At 68.6% G+C, this 22,942-nt stretch carries 24 protein-coding genes and 2 pseudogenes; 15 read left to right on the top strand and 11 right to left on the bottom strand.

Translation table 11 applies throughout. The annotated features are described in order from the left end of the window. Positions 1-37 precede the first annotated feature (37 nt). From ABZ004_RS12120 to ABZ004_RS12105, 4 genes are all read left to right on the top strand, one after another. Positions 38-1,258 (top strand): bifunctional glycosyltransferase family 2/GtrA family protein, encoded by a 1,221-nt coding sequence (locus ABZ004_RS12120; protein ID WP_355679843.1) that lies wholly within the window; start codon positions 38-40, stop codon positions 1,256-1,258. Further along, the gene (locus ABZ004_RS12115) at positions 1,258-3,291 is read left to right on the top strand and encodes a glycosyltransferase family 39 protein (RefSeq protein WP_355679842.1); all 2,034 of its coding nucleotides are present in this window, start codon (positions 1,258-1,260) and stop codon (positions 3,289-3,291) included. The genes ABZ004_RS12120 and ABZ004_RS12115 overlap by 1 nt, the downstream gene beginning before the upstream one ends. Before the next feature lie 99 nt (positions 3,292-3,390). Next, a complete protein-coding gene (locus ABZ004_RS12110; RefSeq protein WP_355679841.1) occupies positions 3,391-4,008 on the top strand; it encodes a hypothetical protein in 618 nt (205 codons plus the stop codon). Between the two features lie 312 nt (positions 4,009-4,320). Further along, positions 4,321-4,740, top strand: a complete 420-nt coding sequence (locus ABZ004_RS12105; RefSeq protein WP_355679840.1) for a hypothetical protein — start codon at positions 4,321-4,323, stop codon at positions 4,738-4,740. Here ABZ004_RS12105 and ABZ004_RS12100 read toward each other — a convergent pair. Continuing rightward, complete coding sequence (locus tag ABZ004_RS12100; RefSeq protein ID WP_355679839.1) at positions 4,724-5,302, bottom strand: TetR family transcriptional regulator C-terminal domain-containing protein; 579 nt, start codon at positions 5,300-5,302, stop codon at positions 4,724-4,726. The genes ABZ004_RS12105 and ABZ004_RS12100 overlap by 17 nt on opposite strands. A gap of 47 nt (positions 5,303-5,349) precedes the next feature. Here ABZ004_RS12100 and ABZ004_RS12095 point away from each other — a divergent pair, with 47 nt between their 5' ends. Both ABZ004_RS12095 and ABZ004_RS12090 read left to right on the top strand, forming a co-directional pair. Next, positions 5,350-6,468, top strand: coding sequence for an FAD-dependent monooxygenase (locus ABZ004_RS12095; RefSeq protein ID WP_355679838.1), 1,119 nt, complete (start codon positions 5,350-5,352; stop codon positions 6,466-6,468). Next, the gene (locus ABZ004_RS12090; protein WP_355679837.1) at positions 6,465-7,337 is read left to right on the top strand and encodes a phosphoribosylaminoimidazolesuccinocarboxamide synthase; all 873 of its coding nucleotides are present in this window, start codon (positions 6,465-6,467) and stop codon (positions 7,335-7,337) included. The genes ABZ004_RS12095 and ABZ004_RS12090 overlap by 4 nt, the downstream gene beginning before the upstream one ends. On the opposite strand, the gene ABZ004_RS12085 is transcribed toward ABZ004_RS12090, so the two are convergent. The 4 genes from ABZ004_RS12085 to ABZ004_RS12070 form a co-directional block, all read right to left on the bottom strand. Next, positions 7,334-7,822, bottom strand: coding sequence for a hypothetical protein (locus tag ABZ004_RS12085; RefSeq protein WP_355679836.1), 489 nt, complete (start codon positions 7,820-7,822; stop codon positions 7,334-7,336). The two genes, ABZ004_RS12090 and ABZ004_RS12085, sit on opposite strands and share 4 nt — an antisense overlap. Before the next feature lie 75 nt (positions 7,823-7,897). Then, positions 7,898-9,235, bottom strand: coding sequence for a hypothetical protein (locus tag ABZ004_RS12080; RefSeq protein ID WP_355679835.1), 1,338 nt, complete (start codon positions 9,233-9,235; stop codon positions 7,898-7,900). Next, the gene (locus tag ABZ004_RS12075) at positions 9,232-9,912 is read right to left on the bottom strand and encodes an ABC transporter ATP-binding protein (protein ID WP_355679834.1); all 681 of its coding nucleotides are present in this window, start codon (positions 9,910-9,912) and stop codon (positions 9,232-9,234) included. The genes ABZ004_RS12080 and ABZ004_RS12075 overlap by 4 nt, the downstream gene beginning before the upstream one ends. Next, on the bottom strand, positions 9,909-10,436 hold the full coding sequence (locus ABZ004_RS12070; protein ID WP_355679833.1) for a PadR family transcriptional regulator: 528 nt from the start codon (positions 10,434-10,436) through the stop codon (positions 9,909-9,911). The genes ABZ004_RS12075 and ABZ004_RS12070 overlap by 4 nt, the downstream gene beginning before the upstream one ends. A gap of 115 nt (positions 10,437-10,551) precedes the next feature. On the opposite strand from ABZ004_RS12070, the gene purS reads away from it, so the two are divergent. From purS to ABZ004_RS12045, 5 genes are read left to right on the top strand one after another with little or no spacing between them, the layout of a single operon-like run. Continuing rightward, complete coding sequence (gene purS / locus ABZ004_RS12065; protein ID WP_355679832.1) at positions 10,552-10,803, top strand: phosphoribosylformylglycinamidine synthase subunit PurS; 252 nt, start codon at positions 10,552-10,554, stop codon at positions 10,801-10,803. Next, the gene (gene purQ / locus ABZ004_RS12060; protein ID WP_355679831.1) at positions 10,803-11,474 is read left to right on the top strand and encodes a phosphoribosylformylglycinamidine synthase subunit PurQ; all 672 of its coding nucleotides are present in this window, start codon (positions 10,803-10,805) and stop codon (positions 11,472-11,474) included. Before purS ends, purQ begins: the two co-directional genes overlap by 1 nt. Then, positions 11,474-13,546 carry a hypothetical protein gene (locus tag ABZ004_RS12055; RefSeq protein WP_355679830.1) on the top strand — a complete coding sequence of 691 codons (2,073 nt, stop codon included), beginning with the start codon at positions 11,474-11,476 and terminating at the stop codon, positions 13,544-13,546. The genes purQ and ABZ004_RS12055 overlap by 1 nt, the downstream gene beginning before the upstream one ends. After that, complete coding sequence (gene purL / locus ABZ004_RS12050; protein ID WP_355679829.1) at positions 13,524-15,785, top strand: phosphoribosylformylglycinamidine synthase subunit PurL; 2,262 nt, start codon at positions 13,524-13,526, stop codon at positions 15,783-15,785. Before ABZ004_RS12055 ends, purL begins: the two co-directional genes overlap by 23 nt. After that, positions 15,782-16,288 carry a tyrosine-protein phosphatase gene (locus ABZ004_RS12045; RefSeq protein ID WP_355679828.1) on the top strand — a complete coding sequence of 169 codons (507 nt, stop codon included), beginning with the start codon at positions 15,782-15,784 and terminating at the stop codon, positions 16,286-16,288. The genes purL and ABZ004_RS12045 overlap by 4 nt, the downstream gene beginning before the upstream one ends. Here ABZ004_RS12045 and ABZ004_RS12040 read toward each other — a convergent pair. After that, a pseudogene (locus ABZ004_RS12040) lies at positions 16,239-16,439 on the bottom strand (hypothetical protein); the annotation flags it as partial. The gene ABZ004_RS12045 and the pseudogene ABZ004_RS12040 overlap by 50 nt on opposite strands. A gap of 78 nt (positions 16,440-16,517) precedes the next feature. Here ABZ004_RS12040 and ABZ004_RS12035 point away from each other — a divergent pair. After that, entirely contained in the window at positions 16,518-16,682 is a 165-nt protein-coding gene (locus ABZ004_RS12035) for a hypothetical protein (RefSeq protein WP_355679827.1), read from the top strand. A gap of 63 nt (positions 16,683-16,745) precedes the next feature. Continuing rightward, the gene (locus tag ABZ004_RS12030) at positions 16,746-17,237 is read left to right on the top strand and encodes a DUF1707 domain-containing protein (protein ID WP_355679826.1); all 492 of its coding nucleotides are present in this window, start codon (positions 16,746-16,748) and stop codon (positions 17,235-17,237) included. 1 nt (position 17,238) lies between these two features. Here ABZ004_RS12030 and ABZ004_RS12025 read toward each other — a convergent pair whose 3' ends face one another. Continuing rightward, entirely contained in the window at positions 17,239-18,051 is an 813-nt protein-coding gene (locus ABZ004_RS12025; protein WP_355679825.1) for a hypothetical protein, read from the bottom strand. Next, positions 18,044-18,571, bottom strand: coding sequence for a sigma-70 family RNA polymerase sigma factor (locus ABZ004_RS12020; RefSeq protein ID WP_355679824.1), 528 nt, complete (start codon positions 18,569-18,571; stop codon positions 18,044-18,046). The genes ABZ004_RS12025 and ABZ004_RS12020 overlap by 8 nt, the downstream gene beginning before the upstream one ends. Before the next feature lie 146 nt (positions 18,572-18,717). Between ABZ004_RS12020 and ABZ004_RS12015 the strand changes: the two genes are divergently transcribed. Continuing rightward, positions 18,718-19,269, top strand: a complete 552-nt coding sequence (locus tag ABZ004_RS12015; protein ID WP_355679823.1) for a GNAT family N-acetyltransferase — start codon at positions 18,718-18,720, stop codon at positions 19,267-19,269. Beyond that, positions 19,266-19,907 (top strand): hypothetical protein, encoded by a 642-nt coding sequence (locus tag ABZ004_RS12010; protein WP_355679822.1) that lies wholly within the window; start codon positions 19,266-19,268, stop codon positions 19,905-19,907. Before ABZ004_RS12015 ends, ABZ004_RS12010 begins: the two co-directional genes overlap by 4 nt. Before the next feature lie 71 nt (positions 19,908-19,978). Here ABZ004_RS12010 and ptsP read toward each other — a convergent pair whose 3' ends face one another. The 3 genes and pseudogenes from ptsP to dhaL all read right to left on the bottom strand — a co-directional run bounded on the left by ptsP (position 19,979) and on the right by dhaL (position 22,941). Continuing rightward, complete coding sequence (gene ptsP, locus ABZ004_RS12005; protein ID WP_355680020.1) at positions 19,979-21,895, bottom strand: phosphoenolpyruvate--protein phosphotransferase; 1,917 nt, start codon at positions 21,893-21,895, stop codon at positions 19,979-19,981. 48 nt (positions 21,896-21,943) lie between these two features. Then, a pseudogene (dhaM, locus tag ABZ004_RS12000) lies at positions 21,944-22,324 on the bottom strand (dihydroxyacetone kinase phosphoryl donor subunit DhaM); the annotation flags it as partial. Continuing rightward, the gene (gene dhaL, locus ABZ004_RS11995) at positions 22,321-22,941 is read right to left on the bottom strand and encodes a dihydroxyacetone kinase subunit DhaL (RefSeq protein ID WP_355680019.1); all 621 of its coding nucleotides are present in this window, start codon (positions 22,939-22,941) and stop codon (positions 22,321-22,323) included. The pseudogene dhaM and the gene dhaL, both read right to left, overlap by 4 nt. Position 22,942: the final 1 nt, after the last annotated feature.

The following is a 22,942-nucleotide window of genomic DNA, read 5'->3' as shown; positions in this document are numbered from 1 at the left end:
AGGGAGTGACTCAGGTTCACCGGACAGCATCGGTTACATGCAGAATTCAGGTCATCCTCGGGTCGAGATCGTCGTACCCGTCAAGAACGAGGAGTACGACCTCGGCCCCAACATCCGCCGGTTGCGGGAGTTTCTGGACACCGCGTTCCCGTTCGCGGCCGAGGTCTGCATCGCTGACAACGGCAGTACGGACGCCACCTACGAGATAGCGGCTTTGCTGGCCACCGAACTGCCCGGCGTCCGGGTGGTCCGGATCGAGCAGCCGGGACGCGGCCGGGCGCTGAAGCAGGTCTGGTCGACCAGTGACGCGGAAGTCCTCGCGTACATGGACGTTGACTTGTCGACAAATCTCAACGCCCTGCTGCCACTGGTCGCACCGCTGGTCGCCGGGCACAGTGATGTTGCCATCGGCACCCGGTTGGCGCGTGGCTCGCGCGTCGTCCGGCGGCCCCTGCGGGAGGCGATCTCGCGCGGCTACAACCTGTTGCTCAGGGCAACTCTCGCGACCGGCTTCTCCGATGCGCAGTGTGGGTTCAAGGCGATCCGCCGCGACGTCGCGGTCGAGCTGCTGCCGCTGGTCGAGGACACCAGCTGGTTCTTCGACACCGAGTTGCTGGTGCTGGCCGAACGGGCCGGCCTGCGGATCCACGAGGTCCCGGTCGACTGGGTCGACGACCTGGACTCGCGGGTCAAGATCGCGAAAACGGTTGCCGAGGATCTGCGGGGGATCGCCCGGATGAGCCGCAGCCGGGTCGACCTCGAGCCGGTACGCCGTACGTTCGGCCGCCCGTCGATCGCCGACCCCAAGACCGCGCTCGCCGCTCGGGTCCTGCGATTCTGCGTCGTCGGGGCGCTGAGCACCCTCGCGTACGTCCTCCTCTACCTCGTACTGCGGCACGCGATGCCCGCCCAGGTTGCCAATCTCCTGGCCCTGCTGGTGACCGCTGTCGGAAACACCGCGCTCAATCGCCGGGTCACCTTCGGCGTACGCGGAGGGCGGAACGGCGTACGGCATCAACTGCGTGGCCTGGTCACCTTCGCCATCGGCTGGAGCTTGACCGCGTCGTCGTTGTGGTTGCTGCACACCGCGGTCGCCGTACCGGCCCGCGGGCTGGAGATCTTCGTGCTCACGGCCGCGAACCTGGCCGCGACGCTGGTCCGCTTCAGCCTCTTCCAGAGCTGGGTCTTCAACGACGAGGCGCCCACTCTTCCCTCCTTCGAAACCTCTGCACTGATCGACAACACCCGGAGTCACTGATGAGTACCCTGACCGAACCGAGAACCATCGCGCCACCACGGCGCGCCCTGACCACCTCACTGGCGATCAGCCGGGAGAAGGCGGTGTTCGGCGCCCTTTTGTTGCTGACAGCAATCGCCTACTTGTGGGGATTGTCCAAGAACGGCTACGCCAACGAGTACTACGCGGCGGCCGTGCAGGCCGGCTCGACCAGCTGGAAGGCCTGGTTCTTCGGGTCGTTCGATTCGTCGAGTTTCATCACCGTCGACAAGACCCCGGCCTCGTTGTGGGTGATGGGATTGTCCGGCCGGATCTTCGGCTTCGGCGTCTGGAGCATGCTGATCCCGCAGGCCCTGATGGGTGTCGCCAGCGTCGGGATTCTCTACGTGTCCGTACGCCGGTGGTTCTCAGCCAACGCCGCCTTGCTCGCCGGAGCCGTGCTCGCGTTGACGCCGGTCGCCGTACTGATGTTCCGCTTCAACAACCCGGATGCGTTGCTGATCCTGTTGCTGGTTGGTGGTGCTTGGGCGGTGACGCGGGCGATCGACTCGGTCGACCATGCCGGGCGCTGGATGGCGCTGGCCGGGATGTTCGTCGGGTTCGGATTCCTCACCAAGATGCTGCAGGCGTTCCTGGTGCTGCCTGCTTTCGGGCTGGCGTACTTGATCGCCGGCAAGCCCGCGCTCGGGAAGCGGGTTGTGCACAGCGTGATCGCTCTGGGCGCGATGATCGTCAGCGCGGGGTGGTGGGTCGCGATCGTCGAGCTGCTGCCGGCGTCGGCGCGGCCGTATGTCGGTGGGTCGTCGACGAACAGCATTCTCGAGCTGACGCTGGGCTACAACGGGCTCGGGCGGTTGACGGGCGACGAGACCGGGTCGGTCGGCGGTGGGGTCGGCAATCCTGGGTGGGGTGGTGCGACTGGGTTGCAGCGGTTGTTCGGTGGGGAATTCGGTAGTCAGATTGCTTGGTTGTTGCCTGCGGCATTGTTGTCGCTTGTTGTGCTGCTGGTTGCTCCTGGGCGCGCTGGGCGTACGGACAAGACGCGTGCGTTCGCGGTGTTGTGGGGCGGCTGGTTGGTCGTTACCTTTCTGGTCTTCAGTTATATGCAGGGGATCATCCATCCGTATTACATGATTGCGCTGGCTCCGGCGATGGCGGCGTTGGTCGGTGCTGCTGCTTCGATTCTTTGGCAGCGACGGACCGAGTGGTTGCCTCGGGCAGCTCTTGCCGGAGGCGCCATCTTGACTGCTGGTTGGAGCTTCTCGTTGCTCAACGCAACGCCGACTTGGCAGCCCTGGTTGCGGTGGACCGTGCTGCTGGCTGGCGTGGTTGGTGCTGGAGCGGTGTTGCTGCTGCCGGAACTGCAGTTGCGTCGTACTGCGGTGCGCCGGGCTGGGTTGTTCGCCGGAGCACTGCTGGCTTTGACGGCACTCGCCGGGCCTGCGGCGTACTCGGTGCAGACCATCAGCACCGCACACGCTGGAGCGATCCCGACAGCTGGTCCGGCCGGCGCCGGTGGGTTCGGCGGACGCGGCGGCTTCGGCGGACGAATGGGCACGCCGCCCGGTGGGACCACTGGCCAGCCCCCCGGCACCACGACCGGGCAGGGTGGCACGACCGGCCAAGGCGCGACCGGGCAGGGTGCAACTGGTGCTCCGACTCAGGGTGGTGGCGGTGGGATGGGCGGCTTCCTTGGTGGGGGCGGGACCAGCGGCGTCTCGAGTGAGCTGATCACGCTGCTGCAGCAAGGCGCCAAGGGTTACACCTGGGCTGCGGCGGCCGTGACGGCGAACGGTGCGGCGCCGGTACAGATCGCGGCCGAGGTGCCGGTGATGGCGATCGGCGGGTTCAACGGGACCGACCCGGCGCCGTCGCTCGCCGAGTTCCAGCAATTGGTTGCCCAGGGCAAGGTGCACTACTTCATCGGCAGCGGTGGTGGCGGCTTCGGCGGCGGTCGCGGTGGCACCTCGAGTGAGATCAGCACCTGGGTCGCCCAGAACTTCCAGGCGCAGACCATCGGCAACACCACCATCTACGACCTCACCACCAACTGACCGCCCCAACCTTCCTCGGAGTACGCAATGACACAAAACCCCAACACCCCGCAAATGCCCCAGTGGATGGCTGGAAGCCAGCCCCCAGCAGGTCAACACGTGGCAGCCCAGCAACTCGGCGCGCAGGCACCAGGCCAGCAACCCGGCGCACAGGCACCAGGCCGGCAACCCGGCGCACAGGCAGCAGGCCAGCAGGCGTACGCCGGTGAGCAGCCGGCCGCCGCGACGCACGTGCCGGGGGCGACCGCGCCTTTGCCGGGCGGAGCCGTTGGGGCTCCGGGTGGGCAGATGGCTTCTGCGGCGGGGAAGGCGCGGTGGCGGTCGTCCGACGGGAAGCCGACTGGTCTGGCGTTGGCCGGAGCGGGATCGCTGCTCGCAGTACTGGCGTTCCTTGGTGGGACGGCTGTCGGACATGCGTGGGGCAGTGGCACCTCGCCTACTGACCAGACGCAGTTCGGTGGACCAGGCGGCGGTCGCTTCCGCCAGCTCCCCGGCCAGCAGGGCGGCACCGGCACCCTCCCCGGCCAAGGCACCGTGCCCGGCCAAGGACAAAGTCAAGGCCAGCGGCAGAGCCAAGGGCAAGGTCAGAGCCAAGGGCAAGGTCAGGGGCAAGGGACCGACCCGAACCAGCAACCGGCAACCCCGCCGAGCACCGGGACCCAGGACTCGGGTCTCCCCAGCCAGACCCACCCCGACGGCCAGACCCGTACCACCTAACCCGACCGGACCGCGCCCCAGGCGACGAACAGGCGGGTCACCTCCTCGTCTGATGCTTAGCCCCCTGCTATAGCAGGGGGCTAAGCACGCCACGGGGAGTGAACCCCGCAAGGCAGAGGCGTCGGGGCAGAGGTGCGGGGGAGGGGGAGAGGGGAGATGCATTCGGTGGGATGGGCGGGGGTGCGGGGGTTGAGTCGACGCAGGGTTGTCGGGTGAAGGCATGGTGGGGTAGACCAGCGCTAGGGGTGGTCCAGTGGGTGGGACGACACGCTAGGGGTTCCGCTGGGCGGGTTGTGGGGTAAGGATCGGGGCGTGGAATGGTCGAACGTCACCTGGTTCCTGACTGCCCTGGGCGCCGTCGTCGTACTTCTGACGCGTATCCGGCTCGGCGGCGACACCGGCGATGGCCACCGGGCCAGCGGTGTTTCGAGCTTTTCGTCTGCCCTGGTGAGGATCCACACCACGGTCGGCGTACTGACCCTGCTCGGCTGGATCGTTGCCCTCGTCACCGGTCAGCGGCTGCTCGCGCTCGGCGCGCTCGCCGGGTGGTGGCTGCTGGCAATCGTCGGTTTGTTGCTGCTGGCCCGTTGGCTGCCCAGCGCGAGCAAACACGCGAAGGGTGCGGCCGCCGACGCCTGGGGCTCCGGGGCTGGTCTGTCCGTCCTCGGGCACGTCGGAATGGTGGTCGGCGTCGCCTACTTCACCTTCGTCGCTGTCACCGAGCGTCTCTGAGACCTGCGAGCAGAGCAGAGAGAGTACGCCGTACTGCGTGCTCGTACGCCTCCGTCGACAACGTGGTGCCGGCGCCGGCGAGGCGGTCGTAGAGGAGACCGTCCATCATCGCGGCGACCGGCCAGGCGACCTCGGCGGCGTCCGGGATACCCAGGGCGTCGAGCATCCCCGCGAGACCGTCGCGGAGTTGCCGCCCGCCTTGGACGATCGCATCCTGGAGCTCCGGTTGCCGTCGCGCCTCCAAGGACAGCTCGTACCGCGCCGCGAGGTCGTCCGCCCGCTCCTGCGCAAGCCCGACCACCATCATCACGAGGAACTCCTCCAACGGACCCTCCGGCGACGGGGTGGTGGCGGTGAGGTCGCGGGTGAGCATGCGGTGGACGCAGGCGGTGAGGAGGGCGTTGCGAGTGCGGAGGTAGTACGAGGTGGAGCCGGGTGGGAGGCCGGCTTCGGCGTCGACGGCGCGGTGGGTGAGTCCGCGGAGTCCCCGGGTGGCGACCAGGTGGATGGCCGCGTCGGCGATCGCGTCCTGGCGGTCCTCGCCCAGTGGCAGTTTCGGCACGGCGTGAAGTCTACCCATCACGACTCTACAGCTGTAGAGTCACGAGCATGAGGACAGCAATCGTGGTGGGGGCGGGGATCGGTGGGGTGACGGCGGCCGTCGCGCTGGAGCGGTGCGGCTGGCAGGTCACGGTGCTCGAACGGGCGCCCGAACTCGGCGAGGTCGGCGCGGGGATCTCGGTCTGGCCGGGCGCGGCCGGTGTGCTGGCGGAGTTCGGCGTCGACGGCGTACGGAAGGATGCGGCGGCGGGCGCCGCGGTCGGGATGCGACGACCGGACGGCCGCCTGGTGGTCGAGGGTCTGGACCTCGGCGTCGAGATGCCGGTGATGATCCACCGGGCCCGGCTGCACGAGTTGATCGTTGACGCGCTGGGGGACGCGGTGACGATCCGCACCGGGATCACCGTCGCCGAGGTGAGCCAGAACGTCGCGGGAGTCACAGTCAGGGGCATCCCGCGAGATGCGGCCGGCGGTTCGCAGTACGAGGAATTCACGGCGGATCTGGTGGTGGCTGCGGATGGGATCCGGAGCATCATGCGCGCGACGCAGCCGCGGTACTCGGGCTATACGGCGTACCGGGGGATTGCTGACGTCGAGGTCACCGAGGGCGGGGGCGAGACGTGGGGGCGCGGGCAGCGGTTCGGGTTCGCGCGGCTGATCGACGGGCGGATCTACTGGTACGCCACGCTCAACCGCCCGGCCGGTCAACCGGGTGATCCTCGTGCCGACGTCATCGCGGCGTTCAGCAATTGGCACGACCCGATCCCGCTGCTCCTCGACAAGACCGAGAAAGTCCTGCAGAACGACATCTACGACCTGAAGACGCCGCTGACCCCGTTCGTCGACGGCCGGATCGTGTTGCTCGGCGACGCGGCGCACGCGATGACGCCGAACCTCGGCCGCGGTGCCTGCTCCGCCATCGAGGACGCCGGCGCCCTCGCCAGACACCTCCGCGAAGCACCGGATCTGGACACCGCACTCAGCCGGTACGACGGGGAGCGGCGACCCGTCACGACCAAGCTGGTGAAACGCTCGCGGGCCATCGGCACGCTCGGCCAACTCGACAACGCCCTGCTCTGCGCAGCCCGGGACGGGCTCCTCGGACTGGCGGGCAAGGCGGCCTCGTTGCGGGGGAAGCGACGCCGGGTGGAACAATCCCGGGTGTGACCACTCTTCCGCAGGCCGCCGAGATCCCTGGTGCGAAGCATCTCCACTCCGGCAAGGTCCGGGACCTGTACGAGCTGGAGTCCGGCGAGCTGCTGATGGTCGCCAGCGACCGGATGAGCGCGTTCGACTGGATCCTCAGCACGCCGATCCCGGACAAGGGCAAGGTGCTCACGGCGATGAGCCTGTGGTGGTTCGAGCAGCTGGGCGTGCCGAACCACATCGTCTCGACCGACGTACCGGCCGAGCTGGCCGGCCGCGCAGTGATCTGCGAGAAGCTCGAGATGTTCCCGGTCGAGTGCGTGGCCCGCGGATACCTCAGCGGCAGCGGTCTTCTCGACTACAACGCGACCGGCGAGGTCTGCGGTATCCCGCTGCGCTCCGGCCTGGTCGAGGGCTCCCGGCTGGACGAGCCGATCTTCACCCCGGCCAGCAAGGCCGACCTGGGCGAGCACGACGAGAACGTCTCGTACGACGCGGTCGTGGCGACCGTCGGCGCGGAGACCGCCGAAGCGCTGCGGACGCTGACTCTCGACCTCTACACCCAGGCGCACGGGATCGCCGAGCAGCGCGGGATCATCCTGGCCGACACCAAGTTCGAGTTCGGCGCCCGCGCGGACGGCACGATCGTGCTCGCCGACGAGGTGCTCACGCCGGACTCGAGCCGGTTCTGGCCGGCCGACCAGTGGGAGCCGGGCAAGCAGCAGCCGTCGTACGACAAGCAGATCGTCCGGGACTGGCTGCAGTTCGAGTCGGGCTGGGACCGGCACTCGGGCGAGGCGCCGCCGCCGCTGTCCGACGAGGTGATCGAGCGCACCCGCTCGTCGTACATCAACGCCTACGAGCAGCTCACCGGGCGCACCTTCAGTTAGAAGAGGCCGACGCCCAGCGCCAGGGTGATGAAGCGGGCGAGCCGGCCGACCAAGGTCGAGAGGCTGAAGGTCAGCACACCCATCCGGCTGGCACCGCCGATCAGCGCCACGCCGTACAGGGGTGGGATGCCGACCGACGCGCTGAGCAGCGTCACCGGGATGCCCCAGCGGCGGTCGCTCATCGCGTCGAGCAGCCGCTTGCTGACGCCCCGGTTCCACTGGACGAACCGGCCCCAGCGGGTGCCGAGGTCCACCGGCTTGGGCTCTTTCGACTTCTTCGCCGCGTAGCCGGGCCGGTACCGGACGGCCAGGAACATCGCCACCTTGCCGAGCGTCTGACCGACCGAGACACCGATCGCGGCGACCACCGGATCCAGCGCGCCGGAGCCGCCCCCGACCAGGACGTAAGCCTCCGCGTTCATCACAGGGATGACGGCGGACCCGATCCCGAAGCCCACCGCCAGCGCCAGTTGCCAGACCCACATGCCCTAGAGGTTATGCGGCGATGCCTTCCCGATCAGGGAGGCCAGCACCACTTCGGGGTGAACTCAGCGCCACCCTCAGCTCGACCGGAGGTTCTCCGGGGCGACGGCTTCGTGCACATGCCCACGCAGCAGGTACGCGGCCAGGCCCGCGATCAGCCAGGCCAGCCCGGCGCCCACGACGGCGACTGCCAGGGTCGCGAGCAGCCCGGGAGTCTGGTCGGGCCCGAACCGGTCCCGCGACGTGAGGTCGGCGTACAGCAGGCCACCGATCAGCAGGCCGGAGCCGGTGGCCCAGGTGATGCTCGATGTGAGCTGGTAGCGCACCGAGGCGCGGAGCTGCCGCTCGCCGACACCGAGGACGTTTAATGCGGCCAGCTGCCGCCGCTGGTCGAGGAGGTCATCAGCGGTGCCCGCCAGCAGCGAGACGCTCGCGATCACGGCGATGAACACCGCCGCTCCCGCCGCGAAGATCAGTCCGGGCACATGGAAGCTGATGTCGTACGCGTCGTTGGGCCGGAGGAGTTCGATCGTCATCGAGACCACGAAGCCGACCGCCGCACCGGCCAGCACCAGCACTGAAAGAGTGCGCCCGTGCGGCCGGACCGTCCGGAGCAGGCGTCCTCCCGCGAGCACCTTCAGCGGGTTGCTCGAGCGTTCCAGCCGGCTGCCCTGCCAGGCGACCAGCAAGGTGGGCAACGCCAGACAGATGACGAGGAGGCCGAGACCGAAGGGCACCAGTACGGCGATGAACTGCCTATTGATGAGATGACTGAGCAGGATCAGCCCGACACCGGCAGCGCCGGCTACGGCCGCCCGGATGACGTTGAGCCCTTTCGCCTGCCGCACCGGTGGCTCCGCGATCACCCCACGTCCGAGCAGAGCTCCGACCCCGGCCGCGGTGGCAGTCAGGACTGCGGCCACGATCGGCCAGGCCGCCAGATCCATCGTGTTGACCGGCGGCAGCACCCGGCCGGTCCGGGGCAGCGCCTGGATCGCCAGCGCGAGCAGGAGATAGAGCGGACCGGCCAGGATGCCGCCGATCAGGCCGCCGATCCCGGCATCGACGGCGCCGAGGCCGCGAACCTGGCCGGGAGTCGCACCGGCCAGCCGGAACGCGGCAAGTCGGCGGTCGCGAGCCGCAGTACCGAGCTTCAAGGCCTGGAAGGCCAGCAGGCAGCATGAGGCAGCCAGCAGAACAGCAGCGAAGGCGACGCCGGTGCGGAGACCGTCCTCCTGGAGGTAGTCGCTCAGCTTGTCCGAGGAGTAGTACCCGCGGTAGCCGAGGCGCTTGATGCGCCAGGCAGCGATCAGGAAGGCGCCGGCGATCGCGATGGTGGCTACCAGGAGCCGGAAGCGGCTGCGGTCGGTGGCAGAGCGCGGGCGGGCCAGCTCGAAGAGTGTGGCGGGGCTCATGACAGCGCCACCTCATGCTGTACGACGCCGTCGCGCAGGCGGACCTCGCGGTCGGCGTACGCGGCGACCATGTTGTCGTGGGTGACGAGCACCAGCGCAGCGCCGCCGACGCGGACGGAGGAGAGCAGCAGTTCCATCATCTGCTCGCCGGCCAGGCTGTCCAGACTGCCGGTGGGCTCGTCGGCGAACACGATCGCCGGCCCGGTCACCAGAGCCCGTGCCACGGCCGCCCGCTGGTTCTGACCGCCTGAAAGCTCGCCCGGTACGGCGGTGGCGTCCGCTCCGACTCCGACTCGCTCCAGCCACTCCTGCGCGGCCCGGCGGGCTCCGGCGCGGTCATGGCCCTCCAGGAGCAACGGCAGCGCAACGTTGTCGATCAGCGTGAGGTCAGGGACCAGCTGGCCGAACTGGAGCACGATGCCGGCCTGCGTACGCCGTAGTCGCGTCCGCACGGTCTCGGAGAGGTCCGCGAGGTTCTGCCCGGCCAGCTGGACCGTGCCCGCGTGCGGCCGGAGGATGCCGGCGGCGCAGTGCAGCAAGGTCGACTTGCCACAGCCGCTCGGACCGGTGATGGCCACGACTTCGCCGGGTTCGACCTTGAGCGAGACTCCGCGCAGGGCCACATCACGACGGTAGGCGTACTCCACCCGGAGCAGCTCCAGGGCGAGGTCGGTCATCGACGGGTCTCCTTCAGTTCGGTGATTCGGTCCATCGCGCCGTCGAGCCAGCGCAGATCGGCATCGAGGTGGACGGCCACGAAATCCCGGACCAGCCGGGCCGGGGTGTCGTCGGTCTGGTCATGGTTGGCGGCCCGCAGTTCGCGGATCCGGCGTAGGTGGCTTGATCGCTGCCGGGCCAGGAAGGCGGTCGCGTCCTCGCCGGTGTGGATGGTCGCGACCACCTTCCGGACCATCTCGTCGACCGCGCCGAGCGCAGGCTGGATCGGCTCGGCCAGCCAGTCGGCCAGGTGCCGCCGGCCCTTCTCGGTGAGTCCGTACACGGTGCGTTCGGGGCCACCCTCCGAGCCACGATCCACCACCTCGACCAGCTCGTCACGCTCCAGCCGGGACAGCGTCGTGTACACCTGCCCGAAGGCCAGCGGGCGGCTGTCCGGGAACCAGGCGTCATGCCCGCGTTTGACGTCGTACCCGTGGGCGGGACCGCTGTGCAGCAGTCCCAGAACGAGTTCAGCAGTTGCCATGGGGAGGACTATACACACGATGTATGTACTCAGTGAATAGTCGTCGATGCGGGAGTTCCAGGCGTCGGTCGGTAGGATTCAGCCCGTCAGCGCCGCATCGAAACCAGGAGTGTCAGTGGCCCGCGTTGTCGTGGACGTCATGCTCAAGCCCGAGATTCTCGACCCGCAGGGCAAGGCGGTGCACGGTGCGTTCGGCCGGCTCGGCTTCGACGGCGTGGCCGATGTCCGTCAGGGCAAGCGGTTCGAGATCACCCTGGACGGTGAGGCGACCGAGGAGAAGGTCGCCGAGATCCGCAAGGCAGCGGACACGCTGCTGGCCAACCCGGTGATCGAGGACTACACCCTGCACGTGGAGGCCGACGCCTGATGAAGATCGGGGTCGTCACCTTCCCGGGCTCACTCGACGACGCGGACGCCCGCCGCGCGGCCGCGGTCGCCGGTGCCGAGGCGGTCGCGCTCTGGCACGGCGACGCCGACCTGCACGGCGTCGACGCGGTGGTGCTGCCGGGCGGCTTCTCGTACGGCGACTATCTCCGGGCCGGCGCCATCTCCCGGTTCGCCCCGGTGATGGAGACCATCATCAAGAAGGCCGGTGAAGGGCTGCCGGTGCTCGGGATCTGCAACGGCTTCCAGGTGCTCTGCGAGTCGCACCTGCTGCCCGGCGCGCTGATCAAGAACAACCACCGCAAGTTCATCTGCAAGGACCAGCCGCTGCGGATCGAGAACAACCGCACCGCCTGGACCAGCGACTACGACGCGAACCACGAGATCACCATCGTGCTGAAGAACCAGGACGGCGGCTACGTCGCCGACGAGGCCACCCTGGACCGGCTCGATGGCGAAGGCCTGGTCGTCGCGCGCTACCTGGAAGACAATCCGAACGGGTCGTACCGCGACATCGCCGGGATCAGCAACGAGCGCGGCAACGTGGTCGGCCTGATGCCGCACCCGGAGCACTGCGTCGAGACCCTGACGGGTCCGAGTACGGACGGCCTGGGCTTCTTCACCTCGGTGCTCAAGGCCGTCGTCTCCTCCTGATGACGTTGCGTGGAGTGCGGCGGCTGCTGGTGTGCGCCGCCGCCCTCCTGACCCTGAGTGCAACAGCCGGTACTGCGTACGCCGCGTCGCCCGAATCCGATTCCGCACCGGTGATCGTGATCGGCGTGCCCGGGCTCAGCTGGAACGACCTGTCGGCGTCGCCCGAGCTGGCCCGGTTGATCGACTACGCGAACGTCGGCTCGATCACCGTGAAGACCGCCGGGCCGCATACCTGCCCGATCGACGGCTGGCTGACGATCAGCGCCGGGACCCGGGCCTGGGGAAGTGTTCCGGACCAGGCCTGCGGTGACCTTCCAGCTGTTGCCGACGGCAAGATCGCTGACTGGCAGACGTACCTGAACCGCCAGGCCGATCACCACACCGGCGCCCCTCTAGGTCGCCTCGCGGAGAGTCGAGCGGGCGTCTGCGGCTTCGGTCCCGGCGGCGCCATCGCGACCGCCAACAGCGACGGCACCGTCGCCAACTGGAAGCCGGCCTTCGACCCGGCCACGCTGGATGCGAACTGCAGCGACGCGATCATCGACGCCGGCGCACTGCCGTTGCGTGAGGGCCGCGACGAGGCACGCAAGAACCTCGCCAACCTCGTCGGCCAAGCGAAGTCGGCCATGCCGGACGCCTCGGTGCTGTTGGTCGGGGTCAGCCAGGAGATAGCCATTGCTCACCAAGAGCCGCTGGTCGCCCTGCAGATCCCGGCAGACGAGCCCGGTTCCCGGTGGCTCACCAGTGAATCCACTCGGCGGCCCGGCCTGATCCAGCTCACCGACGTGACCGCGACCGTACTGCGCGGCGAGGCGACCGAGCTGGACCCTGCTGGATCAGAGCAGCCTGGTCCGCTCGACGGCAACCAGATCTCTGTCGGTGGTGGCAAGCACGGCACCGCTGCCGCGGTGATCGAGGATCGGCTCGACACGAACGAGCGGTTCGAACACCCGCGGCCGATGTTGATCGCCGTCGCGATGACGTTGCTGGCGGCACAGCTGCTGGCACTCGGCTGGTTCCTGGTCACTCGCAGCAGGCGGGCGCGTAGTACGAGTGAGTTCACTATGTTGGCGCAGGGCGGGTTCTTCATCGCAGTGTTCTTGTCTACGGCAACAGTGTGGTGGCGGTGGCCGTCTCCTGGATTGTCCCTTTACCTTGTGGTGCTGGCGATCAGTGCTGTCTTTGCCGGTCTGGCCAGGGCGTTCTTGAAGCAGTACGCCGGACTGGGGATCCTGCTGGCGGCGTACGGGATCTTGCTGGTCGATGGTGTGCTGGGGACTCCGCTGCAGTTCGGCAGCATGTTCGCTGACGGTCCGGTGATCGGCGGCAGGTTCTACGGCTTCGGCAACTCGACATTTGCCACGCTGGCTGTTGCTGCGCTCGTCACTGCGGGTTGGGTGGCGCAGAAGCTGCTTGACCGAAGCAGGGTCCAGGCTGCGCTCGCAGTACTGGTGATTGGCGGTCTGGCGATCATCGTGGACGGCAAGCCCGGTTGGGGCACCGACTTCGGTGGCATCATCGCGCTGACTCCCGCAGTACTGCTGCTGGCCTGGCTGACCTGGCGCGGCAGCATCTCGCTGAAGGCACTGGTCGCTATCGGTGTCGTCGGAGTGCTCGCTGTATCGGCAGTAGCGTTCCTGGACTACCTGCGACCTGCGGATCAGCGCAGTCACTTCGGCACTTTCGTAGCGCGGCTGCTGGACGGCGACGGCGGCGACGTGATCATCCGCAAGCTTCAGATGTCACTGGCCTTCTTCCACACGCCAGCGGGCTGGTTCATGCTCGCCGGCGTCCTGCTGGCGATGTCCGCGACCGTCTGGCCCGCCAAAGTGCCTTTCGAGACCTACCGCCGGTACTACGTGAGCCAACCGATGATCAGGCCGACCCTGCTCGCGCTGTCCACCTGCGGCCTCGTCGGCATGCTCCTCAACGACGCCGGCGTCGCCTTGCCCGCGATCATGGCCGGCTTCGTCCTTCCCTTACTTGTAGCTCACCTGCTTGCAGCAGCTACCGTTTCACCCGAGTCCCACCTAGTTCAGGAGTCATCAAGTGTCGACCGACACCGTCAGTAACGCGACCAGTACGCCGGACGTGGAGCAGCCGTGGGCGGAGCTCGGGCTGAAGCCGGACGAGTACCAGCGGATCCGCGACATCCTGGACCGGCGGCCGACCAGCTGCGAGCTGGCGATGTACTCGGTGATGTGGAGCGAGCACTGCTCGTACAAGTCCTCCAAGGTGCACCTCAAGCGCTTCGGTGAGATCCCGCAGGAGACCCCGGCCGGCAAGATGCTCGCCGGGATCGGCGAGAACGCCGGCGTGATCGACATCGGTGAGGGCTACGCCGTCACCTTCAAGGTCGAGTCGCACAACCACCCGTCGTACGTCGAGCCCTACCAGGGCGCGGCGACCGGGGTCGGCGGCATCGTCCGCGACATCCTCGCGATGGGCGCCCGCCCGGTGGCGGTGATGGACCCGCTGCGGTTCGGCCCGCTGGACGCGCCGGACACCAAGCGCGTGCTGCCGGGGATCGTGTCCGGCGTCGGTGGCTACGGCAACAGCCTCGGCCTGCCCAACATCGGCGGCGAGGTCGTCTTCGACGCGACGTACCTGGGCAACCCGCTGGTCAACGCGCTCTGCGTCGGTGTGATGCGGCACGAGGACCTGCACCTGGCGAACGCGACCGGCGTCGGCAACCAGATCATCCTGTACGGCGCGAAGACGGGCGGCGACGGGATCGGCGGTGTTTCCGTGCTGGCGTCGGAGACCTTTGCCGACGGCGGCCCGACCAAGCGTCCCGCCGTACAGGTCGGTGACCCGTTCATGGAGAAACTGCTGATCGAGTGCACGCTCGAGCTGTTCGCGGCCCGGATCGTCGAAGGCATCCAGGACCTCGGTGGCGCGGGGCTGTCCTGTGCGACCTCCGAGCTGGCCAGCGCGGGTGACGGCGGCATGCACGTCTCGCTCGACAAGGTGCCGCTGCGCGACGCTTCGCTTGCTCCGGAAGAGATTCTGATGAGCGAGTCGCAGGAGCGGATGATGGCGGTCGTCACTCCTGAGAACGTCGAGCAGTTCTTGAAGATCTGCGCGAAGTGGGACGTGCAGGCCGATGTGATCGGTGAGGTCACCGACACCGGATTGCTGCAGATCGACTGGCACGGCGAGCGCGTCGTCGACGTACCGCCGCGGACGGTCGCGCACGACGGCCCGGTCTACGAGCGCCCGTACGCCCGGCCGGCCTGGATGGACGAGTTGCAGGCCGACGGCGCCGAGAAGTTGCCGCGGGCAACCACTGGTGAGGAGCTGCGGGACACGCTGCTCAAGCTGATCGCGTCGCCGAACCTGTGTGACAAGTCCTGGGTCACCGACCAGTACGACCGGTACGTGCTCGGCAACTCGGTGCTCGCGCAGCCCGAGGACAGCGGGATGATCCGGGTCGACGAGACGAGTGGCCTCGGCGTCGCGGTCTCCACCGACTGCAACGGGCGCTTCGCCAAGCTCGACCCGTACACCGGCGCCAAGCTCGCGCTCGCCGAGTCCTACCGCAACGTCGCCACCACGGGCGCCCGGCCGGCCGCGGTGACCGACTGCCTGAACTTCGGTTCGCCGGAGGACCCGGGCGTGATGTGGCAGTTCTCCGAGGCCATCCGCGGTCTCGTCGACGGATGCATCGAGCTGGGCATCCCGGTCACCGGCGGCAACGTGTCGTTCTACAACCAGACCGGCGAGACCCCGATCCTGCCGACGCCGGTGGTCGGCGTCCTGGGGGTCATCGACGACGTCACCCGCCGTACGCCGATCGGCTTCACCGCCGACATGGAGGGCCACCAGCTCTACCTGCTCGGCGAGACCGAGGAAGAGCTGTCCGGTTCCGAGTGGGCGCACGTCATCCACGGTCACCTCGGCGGTCGCCCGCCGGCCGTCGACCTGGCGGTCGAGGCACAGCTGGCGGACATCCTGATCAACGCGTCCCGCGACGGCCTGATCGACGCGGCGCACGACGTCAGCGACGGCGGTGTCGCCCAGGTGCTGGTCGAGTCCGCGCTGCGCGGCGGCGTCGGGGCGCGGGTGTGGGCGCCGGACGGTCTCGACCCGTTCCTGTTCCTGTTCGCCGAATCGGCCGGCCGCGCGGTCGTCGCCGTACCGCGGACCGAAGAGGTCCGGTTCACCGACATGTGCACCGCGCGCCGCTTCCCGCACACCAAGATCGGCGTTGTCACCGGCGAGTCCCTCGACGTGCAGGACCAGTTCGAGGTCTCGCTGGCCGACCTCCGCTCGGTGTGGAGCGCGACGCTGCCCGCCGCTCTCGGATGATCTGGGAGGACGCGCAGCTGCTCGGCGGCCAGGTCTATCGATCCCGGCCGCCGAGTGACGCAGTACGGGAGCAGTTGATCGAGGCCGGAGTCACCGGTGTCGAGGTTCCCGAGGAGGAGCCCGGCGGTCCGGCGTACTACGGGGAGGTGCTGCGGCGCGCACCTGGTCGCATCACGTCCGTCTTCGCGCAGATCGCGGACGCCGAGCCGGGCTCCGAGGTGCTGGTCTTCGGGGACCGGACCTCGATGATCGCCGCGATGCTGCAGACGCTCGCTGGGAAGCCGGTCGCGGACATCCTGGACGAGTACGAGGACGACCTCCGCGCGCTGAACTCGGTGGCAGCTGAGCCGTTGGATGATGCGGCGCTCGACCTGTACTGCGCGGACGCGTGCCTGGCGATGGTCGCCTTCCTCGGCTCCACCGATATCGCCGGCTACCTGACCGCGAGCGGTCTCACCTTCGAACAGCTCGCCCGCCTGCGTGAGCTGTTGCTCCAGCTCTGACCAGGTGACGGAACGCCCGGGCGGTGGGTGAGCCCGGATCGGCCGTGATGAAGACGATCTGCTGGTCGTCCTCGGGCACGGTCAGGACATCGCAATTGATCCGAAGCGGGCCGGCCACGGGATGGTCCATCGTCTTCGAGCGATGGCCGGGAGCATGGACCGGGCTGACCTTGTTCTACGGCCAGGCGCTGGCCGGTGAACGCCGGCGTGCCAGGTGAAGGTCAACGCGATGGCCCCGGGACGCCGGCGTACGGAGCTCAACGCCCGGGCCGCCGCGACGGTTGACGGCGACCCTGCCGAAGCCGCTGCCGGCGCAGTACGGCTGGCTCTGCTCCCGGCAGACGGCCCGACCGGCACTTTCGTCTCCTGGGACGGCAGCCCGATGCCCTGGTGAGGTTCGAAACGGTTGTCGACCACGCGTCTGGCACACTCGAAGGGAGGCGAGTGGGGAGAGTGGATGGCCGAGAAAGCGAAGCCGAATCTGGTGAACCTGACCGGGATGGCTGCTGCGGCGGGACGGGAGGCGCGGGAGGCGGCGGCGCGCCGGAAGATGCAGACCATCCGGCTCACCGACGCGGAGCGGCGGATCTGCTCCGACGATCTCGCCGAACAGTTCGCCGTCGGCCGGATCGACGTCCGTGAGCTGAACGACCGCCTCGACCTCCTGCACAGCGCCGTCACCCACAGCGACCTGGTCCCCATCTTCGAGGGCCTCCCGGCCCCGCAGCTCTACATCCGCGAACCCAGCAAACCGGGGCGCTGGCGCTGGGCCGCGTTCGTCGGCGCGGTCTGGCTCGCCCTGCCGTTCTTCCTGACCGGCCTGATCTTCCTCGTCTTCGGCCGCGAGATCACCGCCGCCATCTTCGGCGTTCCGTCCGTCCTCTGGGTTCTCGCGACCTGGCGCTGGGCCCGCAACGGCACCCGCGCCAAATCCGCTCCCCGCCGCTGACCTACTTCGTCGCTGCCACGTACAGGGTGACCTCGCCCGCGACGTACTCGGTGGCGTCCCGGACGTACCAGTCGTCGGGCGGTGCCGGGATCGCCTTGGCGTTCCGCGGCTGGTCTGCGTCGTAGTACTCCGCCACCTTCAGCTTCCGCTCCGCGAGGACCTGCTTGACCTCGGCGACCGTCCGGTCGCGCCAGTTCGCGCCGTGCATCGCCTCGCCTGGATCGTCCACCTTGCTGCTGAAATGGAAGTAGTTCTCGCCCGGCTTCGCGGCTCGCCCGAACTGGATCTCGGTCTGCCCGTCGTAGTTCTTCGGGATCTCCAGGCCGTCTTGGCAGCCCGGATCGGAGGCGTTCAGAGTGCCGCTGCACAGCTCGCCCGGTTCGAGCCGGTGCAGTTGTGCCGTGTCGCCGTCGTCGCGGCCGGAGAAGCTGACCATCTGACCGACGAACGGCGCGCTGACCGGTACGGCCAGCACCTTGACGTCCAGGCCGAGCCGCTTGAGTTCGCGGTTGTACTCCTGGGGATCCGCCGCCGGATCGACCACCCGGATGATGAGGTTGTCGCCGTGCGCGGTGACCGACAGCGCCTCGCTCCGGTCCTGGTCGGGACGGTTCACGACGGCCGCGGTGATCACGCCACCGATGACGACCAGGCTGGCTGCTGCGAGCAACAGCCGCGGGCGACGCGACGTACGCCGTACCGGCTGTGGCGCTTCCGCTGTGATCCCCGCGGAGAGCTGCTCCCAGGCGGCATCGCTGACGTGCGTGTCGGGGGCAGGATTGAGACCGCGGGTCACCGCGTCGATGTCATTCATGCGAAGCCTCTTCTCTGAGGTTGGTCAACGGCGGGGCGGTCAGCAACCGGGCGAACCGCTTCCGCGCCCGGTGCAACCTGATCCGTACTGCGTTGCGCGTGATCCCCAGCGCGGTCGCGATCTGCGTGGTGTCGAGTTCTTCCCATGCGACGAGACTCAGCAACTCCCGGTCCTGTTCGGGCAATCTCTGGAACGCGATCGCCGCCGGAGTGACATCCGCGAGGTGCGGTCCGGGCGGCTCGTGCAGCTCGTGGCGGAGCCGGTTCGCCAGCGCGTGCCGACGACCCTCGCCGCGCCGATGGTTGGCGAGCGCTCGCCGCGCCACGCCGTACAGCCAAGGCCTCGTCTGTTCACCCGGCGGTACGTCGTCGAGCCGCCGCCACGCCACCAGGAACGTGTCGGCGAGCAGATCGGCCGCGTCCTGCCGCTCCGCGGTCCGCCGCAGCAGGTAGCCGAGCACCGCCTCGCGATGCGCCCCGAAGAACTCCTCGAACCTCTCCCGCCGGGGATCCCGTGGCACGCCCGCCCCGCTCTCCGGCCCCGGCCGGGCCCTGATCGATATCTGGCTCATACCCGGCATATGTCCGGCACCGGTTCGATCCATTTCACCTTCGCCGGAGGTCACCTGCTTCTTGAAGTGCGCCGGGGCTGAAATAGCCTGGCGGGGTGATTGCCGAGCAACGTCTTGCCGAGCCTGCCGATGCGCCTGCCATCGCGGAGTTGATGCGGGCCTCCGTCCGGGAGCTGTTTCCCGCGTACTACGACGCCCGCCAGGTCGCGAGTGCCGAGGCGCACATCGCGGCGCTCGATCTCGCGCTGATCGAGGACGGCACCTACTACGTGCACGAGGCCGGCGGTGAGATCGTCGCCTGCGGTGGCTGGAGCCGGCGCAACAAGCTGTTCAACGGCTCGGCCGCCGGCGCCGACGAGCGGCTGCTCGACCCGGCCACCGAACCGGCCCGGATCCGGGCGATGTTCGTCCGCGGCGACTGGACCCGGCGCGGACTCGGCCGGGCGATCCTCACCTCCTGCGTGGACGCGGCCCGCGCCGAGGGATTCACCCAGCTGGCCCTGATGGCGACGCTGCCCGGCGTACCGCTGTACAAGGCTTTCGGCTTCACCGAGCTCGAGTCCGCCGACCTGACGATGCCCGATGGTGTCGTCCTCGGCGGTGTCGCGATGGAACGACCGGTCGACCAGAACGGAGACGCACGATGACCGCAGGCACCATCGTCCAGGCCCCCGACGGCACCGAAGTGGTGCTCGGCGAGATCGGCACCCGGGTGCTGCTGGAGAACCCACGCGTCCGCGTCTGGGAGGTCTCGCTGGCCCCCGGCGAGGCACAGGCCTGGCACCTGCACCACAACCCGTACGTCGTCCTCTGCCTCGCCACATCCCCCTGCCACATGGACTGGCTCGACGGCAGCGCCGCCCGCGAACTCAGCGAAACCGTCGGCGGCTCCGTCTACCGCCCGGTCTCCCCGGTCCACATGCTCACCAACGACGGCGACGCCCCCTACCTCAACCGCCTGATCGAACTCCTGGACCTGGGCGAAGAAGCCTCCGGTACGCCGTACGCCGCCTCCTCCGCCGCCCCGAGTTCCTTCGACGAGCCCGGCGAGATCCCCACCAAAACCGTCGTCGACGACCCCGACGTCCGAGTCCAGCACGTCACCCCCGCCCCCGGAGAGACCTACACCTGGCGCACCGGCCCGCACCCGTCCTTGGTCGTAGACCTCGACCGAACCACCCCCACCATCACCTACCTGGAACCAGGCGAGTCCCACACCCTCCCCGCCAAGCCCACCCAAACCCCAGGCTTCAACCTCGTAGAACTCCTCTACTACTCCGCCTAATTCCCCGTCCGCTTTGGGGAGCGCTGCCCACCCGGATCGGCGGCCCACACTCCCCAGTCCCGCAAGGCGAGCTACTTGGCGAGTAGTTCTCGGACGGCTGTGGCGCTGGGGAGAGTGAGGGCGCGGGCGGCGGTTTGTTGGGCGTCGGTGAGGGTGGTTCGGCGGAGGCGCGACTTGATGAGGGGGATCTGGGGGCCTACCGCGCTGAGTTCGTGGATGCCTAGGCCGGCCAGGAGGACGGCGGCTTCGGGGGAGCTGGCGAGGTCGCCGCAGACTGCTACCTCGACGCCGGTGGGGACGTTGCGGACCACGTGATCGATGAGCTGGAGGACGGCTGGGTCGAGGCCGTCGGCCAAGGCGGCGACGGTGGTGTTGCCGCGGTCGGCTGCGGTCGTGTACTGCGTCAGGTCGTTGGTACCGATGCTGACGAAGTCCAGGCCCTCCGCGAGCGACGAGATGCGCAGCGCCGCGGCCGGAACCTCGACCATGATGCCGACCTTGACGCCCCAGCCGGACGAGCCGATGTCGGCCAGTTCGGCCAGCGCCCAGGCGACTTCCTCGGCCGTCGTCACCATCGGGAACATCACCCGGACAGGCGTCTCGAGCGCCACCTGGCAGATCGCCTTGAGCTGATCGCGGAGCAGTTCGGGGCGACGGCGGAAGGCTCGGATGCCGCGCTCGCCGAGGAACGGGTTCGCCTCGGCCGGCTGCGCGAGGAACGGCAGTGGCTTGTCACCACCGATGTCCCAGGTCCGGATCGTGATCGGCTTGCCCTGGAAGGCCGCCGCGATCTCCCGGTAAACAGCGACCTGCTCGTCGACGGTCGGCGCGACCCGACGATCCCCGAACAACACTTCGGTCCGCACCAACCCAGATCCATCAGCACCGGCAGCGTCCAGAGCGTCCTGCACGGACCCGACATTCGCCAGCACCTGGATCGTCCGACCGTCCACGGTGGTCGCGGGCTGGGCGGCATCGGCAAGGGCGGCCTCGCGCTCGGCGAGGCGGTCACGGATCGTCGTACGGAAGGCTTCTTCGTCCGGGTCGACGACGAACGATCCCGTCCGCGCATCGAACCCGACGAGGCTGCCGGAGGCAACCTCGACCTCGCCGATCCCTGTGATCAAAGGGATTCCGCGCGATCGCGCGACGATGACGCCGTGCCCGGTCGTCCCCGCGGCGCGTACGGCGATGCCCGCGATCCGCTCGACATCAAGGCCGGCCGCGGTCGCGGCGTCAAGCTCCCGTACGACGAGCAGCCCCGCGTCGGCCGTCGTCGTCTCGCCGACGCCGACCAGCGCGCGCAGTACCCGATCCCGAACGCTCCGGACATCCTGCGCCCGCTCACGCTGATAGGGATCGTCGAGCTTCTCGAACGTCGAAGCCACCGCATCCATCGCCGACTTCCACGCCACTGGCGCACTCTTGCCCTGGGCAATCAATGTTGCCACCGAGTCAAGTACCGCCGAGTCGTCCAGCAATGCCAACTGGGCCTCGAAGATCGCGGCAGCCTCAGCGCCGCCCTGGTCTCGCAAGGCGCCTAGTTGCTCAGTGGCAACCCGACGGGCATCCTCGGAGCGCTCCGGTTCGTCGCCTGCTTGGTAGCCGGCCAGCGACACCTCTTCGTCGGCAACAATCGCCCGCCCGAGTGCCACGTCCAACCCGGACCCACTCTTGCCGGGAACCACCGTCGCCACAGAAGGCGCATCGTCGAAGGAGCGCTCGGCCAGTGCGCTGATTGCCGCCAACACCTCGTCCGCGTCCGGCCCGCTCGCGCCGACCCGCAACCGATGCCCTTGTTGCGCGTTGAGCGTCGCCACCATGCTCAAACTGCCGGCATCAACCGGCCCACGCCCACTCGTCAGATCGGCCACCGTCACCTGCGCATCGAACCGTCGGGCCAGCGCCACCAACTTCGCCGCCGGCCGCGCATGCAACCCATGTTCATTGCTGACAGCAACTTCAATAAAGTTGTCTGAGGCAATCACCGATGCAACGGCAGCAGGTCCGTCCCCGAGATGATCCTGCTTCCCGGCCAACCCCCGCGAAGCCTCTTCCAGTACTGCGTCCAGCGAAGCCCCCGTCGACGTCGTCACCACCGCCGCGACGAGCCCTTCGACCAACGGCGCACTCGACAGCTTCACCCGCTCCGCGACCTCGGGATCCACGAATTCCAAGGCCATCTCGGCACTCAGTACCGCGCTGCCCAGGTCCAGCAACACCAGTACGCCGTCGGGACTGTCCGCCGTCCCGATCGCCTCCGCGACCGCGGCCGCATCGGTCCCGAATGTCGTCTCGTCCAGCCCGGCAGCCACCGCGATCACCGGCCGGTCCCCCTCGGCAACCATCTCCGAAGCCAACCCGACAGCCGCCTCAGCCAATGCGCGGCTGTGCGAAACGACAACGATCCCGATCATGCCAGCGTGCGAGCGGCCGACTCCAGCAGCAGCGTCGTACTCGTCGCGCCCGGATCCTGATGACCAGCACTCCGCTCGCCGAGATAACTGGCGCGCCCCTTGCGAGCGACCAGCGGCGTCGTCGCGTCGCGCCCCTTCGCCGCCGCCTCGGCAGCAGCGCCCAACGCCCCTGCGAGATCCGCCCCGCCCGCCACCGCCGCGTCGTACGCCTCCAAGGCCGGCGCCCAGGCGTCGTACATAGTCTTGTCGCCCACCTCGGCCTTGCCGCGGGCAAGAATCCCGCCGACACCGGCCTTCAAGGCCTCGCCAACAGAAGCAGGTGTGATCTCGACTCCGGCTAGCGCACCGCCGAAACGCAGGAAAAACGTTCCGTACAACGGCCCGCTGGCCCCGCCGACCTTGCTGACCAGCGTCATCCCGGCCTTCTTCAACAGCTCGTCGACCGACGAGAACGAAGACTCGTCGAGCACCGCGATCACCGCCGCGAATCCACGGTCCATGTTGCTCCCGTGATCCGCATCCCCGATCGCCGAGTCGAGCTCGGTCAAGTACGCCGCGTTCTCATGCAGCCTCTTCGCCAGATCCCGCAACCAGCCCTCGAACGCATCCACTCCCATG

This window comes from Kribbella sp. NPDC006257, from assembly GCF_040613535.1.
In the GTDB taxonomy this organism is placed as follows: domain Bacteria; phylum Actinomycetota; class Actinomycetes; order Propionibacteriales; family Kribbellaceae; genus Kribbella.
This window is presented reverse-complemented; position numbering and strand designations above follow the sequence as displayed.